The organism is Peribacillus simplex (genome assembly GCF_030123325.1).
GTDB classification, from domain to species: domain Bacteria; phylum Bacillota; class Bacilli; order Bacillales; family DSM-1321; genus Peribacillus; species Peribacillus simplex_D.
This window is the reverse complement of the sequence record NZ_CP126106.1, coordinates 4,200,834-4,212,905: the sequence shown is the minus strand read 5'-3', so window position 1 is coordinate 4,212,905 and position 12,072 is coordinate 4,200,834. Positions and strand designations below refer to the sequence as shown.

The following is a 12,072-nucleotide window of genomic DNA, read 5'->3' as shown; positions in this document are numbered from 1 at the left end:
TTCAGCATATAAGATATGGGTTACCCAATTTGGTTTAGGAGTGAAACTATGACATTAAGAGAAGAAGCATTACATATGCACCGCTTGAATCAAGGAAAATTAGAAACAGTTTCGAAAGTACCGGTAAGGAATGCAGTAGATTTAAGCCTGGCTTATTCTCCTGGTGTCGCAGAACCGTGTAAAGATATTTACGATAAGCCGGATACCGTTTATGACTATACAATGAAGGGGAATACTGTTGCTGTTATTTCTGATGGAACGGCTGTATTGGGACTTGGAAACATCGGTCCGGAAGCTGCCATGCCGGTTATGGAAGGTAAAGCCGTTCTATTTAAAAGTTTCGCTGGAGTGGACGCTTTCCCAATCTGTTTAAAAACGACGGATGTGGACAAAATTGTAGAGACCGTTAAATTACTCGAACCGACTTTCGGTGGAGTGAACTTAGAGGACATAGCCGCACCGAATTGTTTCGAAATTGAAGAAAGACTCAAGAAAGAAATGAATATTCCTGTTTTTCATGATGATCAGCATGGTACAGCCATTGTTACTGTTGCCGGTCTTGTGAACGCATTACGACTAGTGAATAAATCAATGTCCGAAATTAAAGTGGTTGCGAATGGAGCAGGCGCTGCGGGCATTGCCATCATTAAATTGCTTTATAGCTATGGAGTTCGTGACATCATCATGTGTGATACGAAGGGTGCCATTTATGAGGGCCGTTCGACAGGTATGAATGATACAAAAGAACAAGTGGCGAAAGTGACCAATCGAAATAGGGTTTCAGGACCTTTGGAAACTGTCATTCAAAACGCTGATGTATTTATTGGTGTTTCTGCTGCAGGTGCATTGACGAAAGAAATGGTTTCTTCGATGAACCGGGATGCGATCATTTTCGCGATGGCCAATCCAGATCCGGAAATCATGCCGGAAGATGCAAAAGCGGCAGGTGCCAAGGTTGTTGGAACAGGCCGTTCGGATTTCCCGAATCAGGTCAATAACGTCCTTGCTTTCCCAGGGATATTCCGTGGTGCCCTGGATGTGCGTGCGACTCATATCAATGAAAAAATGAAGGTTGCTGCAGTGCAAGCCATTGCCGGTTTAATACAGGAACATGAGTTAAACGAAGACTACGTCATCCCTGCTCCATTTGATGAGAGGGTAGCACCTGCCGTTGCGGCTGCTGTTGCCAAGGCAGCGATGGAAACGGGAGTAGCCAGGATTAATGTAGATCCAGAGGAAATTAAAGAAAAAACAAGGAAATTAGCGATCATTGGAAAAAGTGAGGAATAATTAATTTGGCAGGTCGTACTTCTTCATCCAAAATTTATCTCGATGTCGTTGAGAGCCTACGTACCATGATTGAAGCGGACAGCCTCCTGCCGGGAGATAAAATCCCGTCAGAACGGGAGTTATCGGATCGTTTTAATGTTGGCCGTTCCTCTGTCCGTGAAGCATTGCGTGCCTTAGAACTATTAGGGTTAATAGAAACAAGGCGTGGTGAAGGGACGTTTATCAGGGATTTCCAGGAGCATAAGCTAGTCGAGCTTCTGGGAACCTTTTTTTTGCAAGATAAAAAAGTGCAAGAAGATTTGTCAGAGACGAAAAGGCTGATTGAAATTGACTGTTTGCGGATCGTCGCCTTTTTCGCTACGGCTGAGGATATCAAAAGATTAATGGTCTGGGTCAAAGCGGATGAGTTTCATGATGATGATTTCTTCTTAAGAATTGCCATTTTGAATCGCAATCGATTGCTGGAAAGAATCTGGCGCATTGTCAACAGCTATGCTAGAACATCAGAGATGGTACAGGGTAATGTGAAAAAAGAAGATTATCTGGCACTTCTTACATATTTGCTCGAACGTGATGAAGAAAAAGCCATCGAAACGTATCTTATTAGAATTAGAAATATGTCGAAGGACGAGTGACACCTTTTTACACGATACTAATTTTATTTCTGATATAGTTTGTACCAAGTATCATATAATAGATAATTGGTGGTAAAGGGAGGATTAAGCTTGCTTAAAGAGCTATTTGCGAAATCTAAGAAGAAATATGCAACGGTTCCTTTAGACCGGGAGAAACAAGATGTACCGGAAGGAATCATGACAAAGTGCACCGGCTGTAAAAAAATCATGTATACAAAAGAATTGGTGAAAAACAAGAAAGTCTGTCTGCATTGCGGGTACCATCATCCGATGTCTTCCCATGAGCGCATTGAATTTCTATTCGACGAAGGCACTTTCAATGAATTTGATAAAGAAATGATTTCAGTTAACCCGCTTGAATTTCCGGATTACTTAGATAAATTGGAAAAAGATAGAAAGAAAGCCAAGATTAATGAGGCGGTTGTCACAGGAGTGGGAAGCATCAATGGGTACCAAGTCTCAGCAGCCATCATGGATTCTAATTTCCGGATGGGAAGCATGGGATCCGTTGTTGGGGAAAAAATCACCCGTGCCATCGAACGTGCAGGTGAATTGAAGATTCCGTTCATCATATTTACGGCATCAGGCGGCGCTCGTATGCAGGAGGGTGTTTTAAGCTTGATGCAGATGGCGAAGACAAGTGCGGCACTCAAGATATTCAGCAATGAAGGCGGACTGATCATATCAATGATGACCCATCCTACTACAGGCGGGGTTTCGGCAAGTTTCGCGTCACTTGGCGATATTAATCTAGCCGAACCTGGAGCCCTTATTGGTTTTGCAGGACGAAGAATCATTGAACAGACGATCCATGAAGAGCTTCCTGAAGATTTCCAAACGGCTGAATTCTTGATGAAGCACGGCCAATTGGATGCGGTCGTCAAACGTACTGAAATGAAGGAAACCTTGACGACGATCCTTAAAATCCATGCTCCGGGCGGTGAATGGTCATGATTTACGAATTAGAGTTCGAGCGTCCCATTACGGACCTTAGAAATAAAATTAAAGAGCTAAAGTCCATTTCGAAGGAAGCTGATGTAGACCTTACAGCTGAAATCGAAACATTGGAAAAGCGTTTAGAGAAGCTGGAAGTGGATATTTATAACCATCTTAAACCGTGGGATCGTGTTCAGATTGCCCGGCATCCAGCCCGTCCGACGACGCTGGATTACATTCCGCTATTATTCAATGACTTCATCGAGTTTCATGGTGATCGTTATTATGGGGATGATGAAGCGATTGTCGCTGGAATCGCAGAATTTGATGGACTTGCCGTGACTGTCATCGGTCATCAGAGAGGTAAGGATACGAAGGAAAACATCCGTCGTAACTTTGGCATGCCCCATCCTGAAGGCTATCGAAAAGCTTTACGTCTGATGAAACAGGCGGAAAAATTCAACCGTCCGATTATTTGTTTCATTGATACGAAGGGAGCTTTCCCAGGTAAAGCTGCTGAAGAGCGCGGGCAAAGTGAAGCCATTGCGAAGAACCTTTTCGAAATGGCAGGGCTGAAGGTGCCTGTCATCAGTATTGTCATCGGTGAAGGCGGAAGCGGCGGTGCATTGGCACTTGGCGTCGGGGACCGGATTTTCATGCTTGAGAACTCAACATATTCGGTAATTTCCCCTGAAGGTGCTGCAGCCTTGCTGTGGAAGGATGCCTCTCAGGCTAAGAGAGCTGCGGAATCGATGAAAATCACGGCTCCCGATTTAAACCGCTTAGGAGTCATCGATGAGATCATTCCTGAAGTGAGGGGCGGCGCCCATCGGGATTCAAATTTACAGGCAGAGGCCATCAAGGATATTCTAAAACGTTCATTCAATGAACTTCTGCCATTGAATAGTGATGATCTTATCAACCAGCGTTATATGAAATTCAAGAAAATCGGTGAATATGAATTTGCAAAACAGCCTGAGGGCGAACCTAAGGAAGTTGAACAGCATTCATAATCACATTTACAAAAGGGAAAACGTGCTGCCTGGGGCAACACGTTTTTTCATCCTTTCATGGGCGCATATGCATTCATTACAGAAACGTGTAAAGAATATGGTTTGTGTGTAGAATGTAAACTTTTGCGCCATTTTACTTCAATTTCTGATGAGAATCGGTTAGTCTTATAACATCAAGTAAGCATAAGTGAAGCAGTTTCCTGCTTATTGAAGCTTGAAAAAGGGTACAATGATATAACGAGGCTAAAAATTGATTAGTGCTGTAGAGAGGTGACATTTATGAAAAGAATAGGTGTATTGACAAGTGGAGGAGATTCTCCTGGCATGAATGCGGCAGTCCGAGCGGTTGTCCGGAAAGCAATTTTTCATGAAATTGAGGTCTTCGGAATTTATCATGGCTATCAGGGACTGATAAATGGAAATATAAAGAAGCTTGAACTTGGGTCAGTCGGGGATATCATCCATCGAGGCGGCACGATGTTACATACGGCTCGTTGTCCGGAATTTAAGACGGAGGAAGGCCAGCTGAAAGCGATCGAACAATTGAATAAACTTGGTATCGAGGGCATTGTCATCATTGGTGGCGATGGATCATACCGCGGAGCGAAAGCTTTAACGGAAAGGGGCTTCCCTTGCATCGGGGTTCCTGGAACGATCGATAATGACATACCGGGTACGGACTTCACGATTGGTTTCGATACGGCCCTTAATACAGTCATCGATGCTATCGATAAAATTCGGGATACGGCCACTTCTCATGAAAGGACTTATGTGGTTGAAGTGATGGGAAGAGATGCCGGCGATATTGCACTTTGGGCTGGATTGGCTGGCGGAGCTGAAACGATTCTTTGTCCTGAATATGAATATGATATAGAAGATCTGATTGGGAAGCTGAACCGCGGACATGACCGTGGGAAAAAGCACAGTATCATCATTGTAGCTGAAGGTGTCGGAAGTGCCGTTGATATCTCCAGGAAAATTGAGGAAAAGGCAGGGTTTGAAACCCGTGTAACGGTCCTGGGCCATGTTCAGCGCGGAGGATCTCCTTCGGCAAATGACCGTGTATTGGCAAGCCGTCTTGGAGCAAAAGCCGTTGAATTGCTTCTTGAAGGAAAAGGAGGCAGGGCTGTCGGGATAGAACAAAATCAACTCGTTGATTATGATATCATCGAAGCTCTTGCTAAACCGCATACAATTGATAAGAAGATGTATGAATTATCTGCTGAGCTATCCATTTAATCATTATTGATCGATAGATTGTTTAAAGAAGACATAAAACACTGCGCCCTTGTCTTCAAAAGGTGGACAGGCGGCAGTTTTCCTTAAAGGAGGATGACCACATGCGTAAAACCAAGATTGTTTGTACGATTGGCCCCGCAAGTGAAAGTATAGAAAAGCTGGTTCAATTGATAGAGGCGGGGATGAATGTAGCACGGCTTAACTTTTCTCATGGAAATCATGAAGAACATGCCGCCAGAATACGCAATATCAGAGAAGCGAGCGAAAAAGCGGGTAAACAGGTTGCCATCCTGTTGGATACAAAAGGACCTGAAATACGGACAAATAATATGGATAATGATTCCATAGAGCTTGTTGCCGGCAATGAAATCATTATTTCCATGAATGAAGTCCTGGGAACACCTGAAAAATTCTCCATTACCTATGAAGGGCTTCTGCATGATGTACACCCAGGATCTAAAATCCTTTTGGATGATGGACTGATCGGGCTTGAAGTGTTGAAGATAGATCAAGTAAGAAGAGAAATCCATACCAAGATCTTGAATAGCGGTACACTTAAGAACAAAAAAGGCGTGAATGTTCCTGGAGTTTCGGTTAACCTTCCAGGCATAACGGAGAAAGATGAACAGGATATCCTTTTTGGAATCGAACAGGGTATCGACTTCATTGCTGCCTCATTTGTACGCAGGGCTTCCGATGTACTTGAAGTAAGTGAATTATTGCAGCAAAATGGAGCGGAACATATTCAAATCATCCCTAAAATCGAGAATCAAGAGGGCGTGGACCGTCTTGATGAAATCTTGGAAGTATCAGATGGCTTGATGGTAGCGCGTGGAGACTTGGGAGTGGAAATTCCCGCAGAAGAAGTGCCGCTAGTCCAAAAACAAATGATCAAAAAATGTAATAATGCTGGGAAACCAGTCATAACGGCTACACAAATGCTCGATTCAATGCAGCGTAATCCAAGGCCGACCCGTGCAGAAGCAAGTGACGTGGCCAATGCCATATTTGATGGAACGGATGCAATCATGCTTTCTGGTGAAACAGCTGCCGGGACCTATCCTGTCGAAGCGGTGCAAACGATGCATAACATTGCTTCACGTGCTGAAACTGCCCTTGATTATCGGGATATATTATCAGTCAGAAGCAAAGTGAACCGCCATAATGTCACTGATGCTATTGGTCAATCCGTTGCCCACACCGCGCTCAATCTTAATGCAGGGGCAATCATTACCCCTACAGAAAGCGGCCATACGGCACGGATGATTTCCAAATACCGCCCTAAAGCACCGATCATTGCGGTTACATCCAATGATCATGTTTCAAGACGGCTTGCATTGGCTTGGGGAGTCTATCCGCAGATTGGTCCAAAAGCGACGACTACAGATGAAATGCTTCAAACCGCAATAGACGAAAGCTTGCATTCCGGCTTGGTTTCCCATGGGGATTTAGTCGTCATTACAGCCGGTGTGCCTGTTGGTGAAACAGGTACGACTAACTTGATGAAAATTCATGTGTTAGGAGAGGTTCTTTTGAAGGCTCAAGGAATCGGCAGGAAATCAGCTAAAGGTGAAGTGGTTATAGCTAGGAATGCCAAGGAAGCTTTGGAAAAAGTGACGGAAGGCTCTGTATTGGTTACGATCGGTTCGGACCGTGAAATGATGCCGGCGATTGAAAAGTGTGCGGCATTGATTACGGAAGAAGGCGGTTTGACAAGCCATGCAGCTGTTGTAGGAGTTACATTGGGCATACCGGTCATCGTTGGGGCGGAAGACGCGACAAAGGTTTTCAAGGATGGCCAAAGAATAACAGTCGATGCAGGTCGCGGAGTCATTTACGATGGACATGCCAACGTTTTGTAAAACGAAATTTTGGCTGATTCCCTGCCGATGAGGTAAGATGGATGTACCGCACCAGAAATGGGCTGTGCAGGAGGAATGTAGATGAAATATTTTTTAATGTTTATCATTGCGATGCCGGTCGTTGAAATTATTGTCCTTTTGCTGTCGGGCAACCTGATTGGTTTTTGGCCAACCCTGTTCCTGATTGTAGCCACAGGTTTGATCGGAGCCTATTTGGCTAAACGGCAAGGGATGGAAACGTGGAAAAAGGCACAGGAACAGATTCGATACGGAGTGATGCCAGGAAATGAAATCATTGATGGAATCTGTATCTTTATCGGAGCTGCACTGTTGCTGTCCCCTGGGCTCATCTCGGATATCATGGGATTGATCCTTGTGTTTCCGCCAACCCGGAATCTCCTCAAACCGATTGTTATCCGGTTTATCATGAACAGGATGAATAAAGGGAAAGTTACCATCATTCAGCATAAATAATATAAGGCTGTCTAAAGGCTCAAGCTTTTAGGCAGCCTTTTTTTGTCTGGAAAAAAGGTCAACAAAAAGCATACAAGTTTTTTATAGGGTGCTTTTTTGACTAACATGGAAATGGGAGTTTCAATGTTAATCAAATTTTGCCTGTTTCATTATTAAATGATGAATTCCACGAGAATGAAAAAGTGTATAATAACAGGATTTATAAAGATTAACCCTGTGGAAACATTGGTAAATCAGGCTTTTCCATGCTTAAAAATCTTTTTTTAGATTTTTTAGAAAAAACTGGTGACAAATTTATACAACGTGTTATATAATACAAACAGGAAATAAAACAACTGTATTATAACATAGGAGAGTTAGAAAGGATGTGGAGAGGCAACATGATTACGGAAGCAAAAGGCTTACAAATTACAGGCGACATTAAGCCAGGATTTGAACAAATACTTACAACGGAAGCTCTTCAATTCATCGAAAGAATTGAACGGCATTTCAGTGGAAGAAGGGCAGATCTTCTAGAACGGCGGAAAAGCGTTCAGGAAGAACTGAATCAAGGTAAGCTTCCTGATTTCCTTGAAGAAACGAAGCATATTCGCGAAAGTGATTGGACGATTGCGCCCCTCCCGAATGATTTGCAGGACCGCAGGGTTGAAATCACTGGACCTGTTGATCGCAAAATGATCATTAATGCCATGAACTCTGGTGCCAATGTTTTCATGGCGGACTTTGAAGATGCCAATTCACCCACTTGGGAGAATTGCATTGATGGCCAATTGAATCTGCGGGATGCAATCCGCGGAACCATTTCATTTAAAAATCCAAATGGCAAAGTGTATGAATTAAATGAAAAGACAGCTGTCCTAAAGGTAAGGCCACGCGGCTGGCATTTGGAGGAGAAACATGTCCTTTTGGATGGACAGCCTATATCGGCCAGCATTTTTGATTTTGGACTGTACTTTTACCACAACGCAAAAGCATTGGTCGAAAAGCAAAGCGGTCCATACTTTTACTTACCAAAAATGGAAAGCCATCTAGAAGCAAGATTATGGAATGACATATTCGTATATGCACAGAACGATTTGAGGATTTCGCAAGGAACCATCAAGGCAACGGTCTTGATAGAAACGATTCTTGCTGCATTCGAAATGGACGAAATTCTGTACGAGCTGAAAGAACATTCAGCAGGCCTGAACTGTGGCCGCTGGGATTATATCTTTAGTTTCCTGAAAAAATTCCGTCACTCGGATGATGTCATTTTCCCAGACCGTCAGCAGGTCACGATGACCGTCCCGAACATGAGGGCGTATTCCTTACTGGCAATCAAAACATGTCACACTCGTAATGCTCCTGCAATCGGCGGGATGGCGGCGCAAATTCCTGTTAAAAACGACCCGGTTAAGAACGATGAGGCTTTTGCGAAAGTAAAGGCAGATAAAGAACGCGAAGCAAGAGACGGTCATGATGGAACATGGGTTGCCCATCCAGGTATGGTAAGCACGGCAAAAGAGGTTTTTGACCTGCTCGTCCCAAAACCGAATCAAATTTTCCGAAAACGGGAAGATGTCCATGTAACAGCTCAAGAGTTGCTGGCTGTACCGGAGGGAACGATTACAGAGGCAGGTTTAAGGACGAATATTAACGTAGGCATCCAATATATCGCCTCCTGGTTAAGCGGCAGAGGTGCGGCACCCATCAATAACTTAATGGAAGATGCTGCAACCGCTGAAATTTCAAGGGCTCAAGTCTGGCAATGGATCCGTCATCCAAAAGGCATTCTCGAAGATGGCAGGAAAATAACCGAGGAATTATTCCATCAAATCAAAGAAGAAGAATTGGCGGTCATTAAATCGGAAGTAGGGGAAGAAACTTTCAAATCAGGAAAGTTTGAAGAGTCTACTAAACTATTTGAACAATTGATTGAAGCGGATGACTTTGCTGATTTCTTGACGAACGCGGCATACGAAAAATTATCTTAATATTCAAAATATAAAAGATGAATCAGGAGGAAATAATGATGATGATGAATGAGAGAGCGCAAAAATTACAACAAAGCTGGGAAAATGACTCACGGTGGACTGGTATTGAACGTCCTTATACGGCCGAAGAAGTTATTAAATTGAGAGGTTCCATCGATATCGAACAAACATTGGCACGCCGTGGTTCTGAAAAACTATGGAATCTATTGAATACGGAGGATTTCATCAATGCATTAGGGGCATTGACTGGTAACCAAGCCATGCAGCAGGTGAAAGCTGGTTTAAAAGCAATCTACTTAAGCGGCTGGCAAGTGGCGGCAGATGCTAACATCGCCGGGCAAATGTACCCTGACCAAAGTTTATATCCGGCCAACTCCGTGCCGCAAGTAGTAAAACGCATTAATCAGACACTTCAGCGTGCAGACCAAATCAGCTTTGCTGAAGGAAAAGATGATATCGATTGGTTCGCCCCAATCGTGGCGGATGCTGAAGCAGGCTTTGGCGGTTCCCTTAACGTCTTCGAATTGATGAAAGGCATGATCGAAGCTGGAGCGGCAGGCGTTCATTTTGAAGACCAGCTTTCTTCCGAGAAAAAATGTGGTCACCTTGGCGGTAAAGTCCTTCTTCCAACCCAAACGGCAGTCCGTAATTTAGTTTCCGCCCGGTTGGCAGCCGACGTAATGGGTACACCGACTATCTTGATTGCCCGTACGGATGCAGATGCTGCAGATTTAATCACCGATAATATCGATCCGGTCGATGCACCATTCATCACTGGTGAAAGGACTCCAGAAGGATTCTACCGCACGAATGCAGGTCTTGACCAAGCTATTGCAAGAGGCCTTGCTTATGCGCCGTATGCCGACCTTATCTGGTGTGAGACTTCTGAACCTAATCTAGCGGATGCTCGCCGCTTTGCCGAAGCGATCCATGCAGAGTTCCCGGGCAAACTGCTAGCCTACAATTGTTCCCCATCATTTAACTGGAAGGCGAAATTAAGTGATGAAGAGATTGCAAATTATCAGGTGGAATTGGGTAAATTGGGTTATAAATTCCAATTCGTTACACTTGCAGGATTCCACTCATTGAATCATAGCATGTTCAACCTTGCTCTTGGTTATAAAGAACGCGGCATGGCTGCATACTCAGAACTTCAACAAGCGGAGTTCGCTAGTGAGCCTGACGGCTATACAGCAACACGTCATCAGCGTGAAGTGGGAACCGGTTACTTTGATGAAGTGGCACAAGTCGTTTCTGGCGGAACATCATCCACAACAGCGCTTGCAGGTTCTACTGAAACAGAACAATTCGAGACGTCAAAATAATTTTGGGGTAAAACCAAAAATCCGCCTTGTACCCGAGGCGGATTTTTAAATGGAAATGGGTGAATGCTAATAGATGTCTGAGTACCTTAAGTCGTTTTCTTCGTATCCCCGATGATGAATGTCCATATGGCCTTGAAGACATTGGCACGCTGAAGTGTATTGAATATGACAAGTACGACTGGTCCTGCAATCAGACCTAGGAAACCGATCAATTTGAAGCCGATGAACAAGGCGATGAGAGTGGCAAGCGGATCCAAACCAATACTGGAAGAAAGTACTTTTGGCTCTATTAACTGGCGCTGGACGACGACGATTATGTAAAGAACGGACAAACCGATTCCAAGACTTGTATTCCCGGCGATGAATTCAAAGATGATCCAAGGAATGAAAATCGTACCTGTCCCTAAATAGGGGATGATATCGACCAGTCCGCATATCAGGGCAATGGTAATTGAATAATTCACCCCCAAAATGAGAAATCCGATTAAAATCGTGACGGTCGTCAATGAAACTAGAGTGAATTGAGCACGGATAAATCCGAACAATGCCCGTTTTAAGTCCCTGAATAAACGCTTGGCACCCGCAAAAATCTTATCAGGCAAAACTTTTCCGGTCATGCGGCTAAAGGTATCCCAATCTTTGCTGATGAAGAAAGTGCCCAGCAGGGTAAAAAGGAGTGCTGTTGCTGTAGTTGGGAACCATCCGATGATCGTGGGGATATTCTTCAAGAAAGCTTGAATGAAGCCGCTTACTCCGGTCGTGATGGATTCACCGATATTTTGGATATTCTTGAGGACTGTGTCCTGCTGTTCGGTATCCAAATTATTGAACATGGCCGCTATTTGATTATATAAAGGGATGACGGTGGACGCGATGTATGTTTCTATATAATCCACGATGGTTTCAATATGTTTCGGGATGACTCCGGCAAGGTAATTGGTCCCTGAAATGATCTCGGTGACCAGTAAGGTGATAAGACCTGCAAATAAAAGGAAAATGAGTAAAAGGGAAACGAATACGGCCAACCCCCGTGGCAGCCTTCCTTTCCTTTCAAAAAAAGTGACCAGGGGATTCATCAAGAAAGCGATTATCATGGCAATGATGAATGGATATGTATATTTAGATAAATAAAACAAGGCAATTCCGCCTGAAATTATCCCTCCGATGACCAGTAAAGAGCGAATGAAACGATACATATATACCGGATTCAAGTCATATCCTCCTTCAATCATAAAGTTAGTATTATAATTGTAACGATGATGGAAAAGAAAGGAAAGATTCTTTCATCTTTCGGCTTAACTTTTTTCCGCCGATGCATCGTTCCA

The 12,072-nt window shown here is 43.8% G+C and carries 10 protein-coding genes; 9 read left to right on the top strand and 1 reads right to left on the bottom strand.

The genetic code is table 11. From position 1 onward, the window contains the following. The first annotated feature begins 48 nt into the window (after window positions 1-48). The 9 genes from QNH43_RS19945 (at window position 49) to aceA (ending at window position 10,747) form a co-directional block, all read left to right on the top strand. Window positions 49-1,290: an NADP-dependent malic enzyme gene (locus QNH43_RS19945; RefSeq protein WP_214790937.1), complete on the top strand. Its 1,242-nt coding sequence runs from the start codon at window positions 49-51 to the stop codon at window positions 1,288-1,290. A 5-nt stretch (window positions 1,291-1,295) separates the two neighbouring features. After that, window positions 1,296-1,925, top strand: a complete 630-nt coding sequence (locus QNH43_RS19940) for a FadR/GntR family transcriptional regulator (RefSeq protein WP_098369976.1) — start codon at window positions 1,296-1,298, stop codon at window positions 1,923-1,925. Between the two features lie 90 nt (window positions 1,926-2,015). Further along, window positions 2,016-2,879 carry an acetyl-CoA carboxylase, carboxyltransferase subunit beta gene (accD, locus tag QNH43_RS19935; RefSeq protein WP_283915368.1) on the top strand — a complete coding sequence of 288 codons (864 nt, stop codon included), beginning with the start codon at window positions 2,016-2,018 and terminating at the stop codon, window positions 2,877-2,879. Beyond that, window positions 2,876-3,874: an acetyl-CoA carboxylase carboxyl transferase subunit alpha gene (accA, locus tag QNH43_RS19930; RefSeq protein WP_283915367.1), complete on the top strand. Its 999-nt coding sequence runs from the start codon at window positions 2,876-2,878 to the stop codon at window positions 3,872-3,874. Before accD ends, accA begins: the two co-directional genes overlap by 4 nt. A 279-nt stretch (window positions 3,875-4,153) precedes the next feature. Then, window positions 4,154-5,113: a 6-phosphofructokinase gene (pfkA, locus tag QNH43_RS19925; RefSeq protein ID WP_076364752.1), complete on the top strand. Its 960-nt coding sequence runs from the start codon at window positions 4,154-4,156 to the stop codon at window positions 5,111-5,113. A gap of 101 nt (window positions 5,114-5,214) precedes the next feature. Continuing rightward, window positions 5,215-6,975 (top strand): pyruvate kinase, encoded by a 1,761-nt coding sequence (gene pyk / locus QNH43_RS19920; RefSeq protein WP_283915366.1) that lies wholly within the window; start codon window positions 5,215-5,217, stop codon window positions 6,973-6,975. A gap of 81 nt (window positions 6,976-7,056) precedes the next feature. Continuing rightward, complete coding sequence (locus QNH43_RS19915) at window positions 7,057-7,449, top strand: FxsA family protein (protein WP_283915365.1); 393 nt, start codon at window positions 7,057-7,059, stop codon at window positions 7,447-7,449. A 380-nt stretch (window positions 7,450-7,829) separates the two neighbouring features. After that, window positions 7,830-9,422: a malate synthase A gene (gene aceB, locus QNH43_RS19910; protein WP_283918405.1), complete on the top strand. Its 1,593-nt coding sequence runs from the start codon at window positions 7,830-7,832 to the stop codon at window positions 9,420-9,422. A gap of 32 nt (window positions 9,423-9,454) precedes the next feature. Further along, on the top strand, window positions 9,455-10,747 hold the full coding sequence (gene aceA, locus QNH43_RS19905; RefSeq protein WP_283918404.1) for an isocitrate lyase: 1,293 nt from the start codon (window positions 9,455-9,457) through the stop codon (window positions 10,745-10,747). A gap of 86 nt (window positions 10,748-10,833) precedes the next feature. On the opposite strand, the gene ytvI is transcribed toward aceA, so the two are convergent. Continuing rightward, entirely contained in the window at window positions 10,834-11,958 is a 1,125-nt protein-coding gene (gene ytvI / locus QNH43_RS19900) for a sporulation integral membrane protein YtvI (protein ID WP_283915364.1), read from the bottom strand. Window positions 11,959-12,072 lie beyond the last annotated feature (114 nt).

Bases quoted from the DNA above. Each gene is read 5' to 3' on its own strand.
- pfkA (WP_076364752.1), top strand. From the start codon at position 4,154: ATGAAAAGAATAGGTGTATTGACAAGTGGAGGAGATTCTCCTGGCATG.
- aceB (WP_283918405.1), top strand. From the start codon at position 7,830: ATGATTACGGAAGCAAAAGGCTTACAAATTACAGGCGACATTAAGCCA.
- QNH43_RS19945 (WP_214790937.1), top strand. From the start codon at position 49: ATGACATTAAGAGAAGAAGCATTACATATGCACCGCTTGAATCAAGGA.
- accA (WP_283915367.1), top strand. From the start codon at position 2,876: ATGATTTACGAATTAGAGTTCGAGCGTCCCATTACGGACCTTAGAAAT.
- pyk (WP_283915366.1), top strand. From the start codon at position 5,215: ATGCGTAAAACCAAGATTGTTTGTACGATTGGCCCCGCAAGTGAAAGT.
- QNH43_RS19915 (WP_283915365.1), top strand. From the start codon at position 7,057: ATGAAATATTTTTTAATGTTTATCATTGCGATGCCGGTCGTTGAAATT.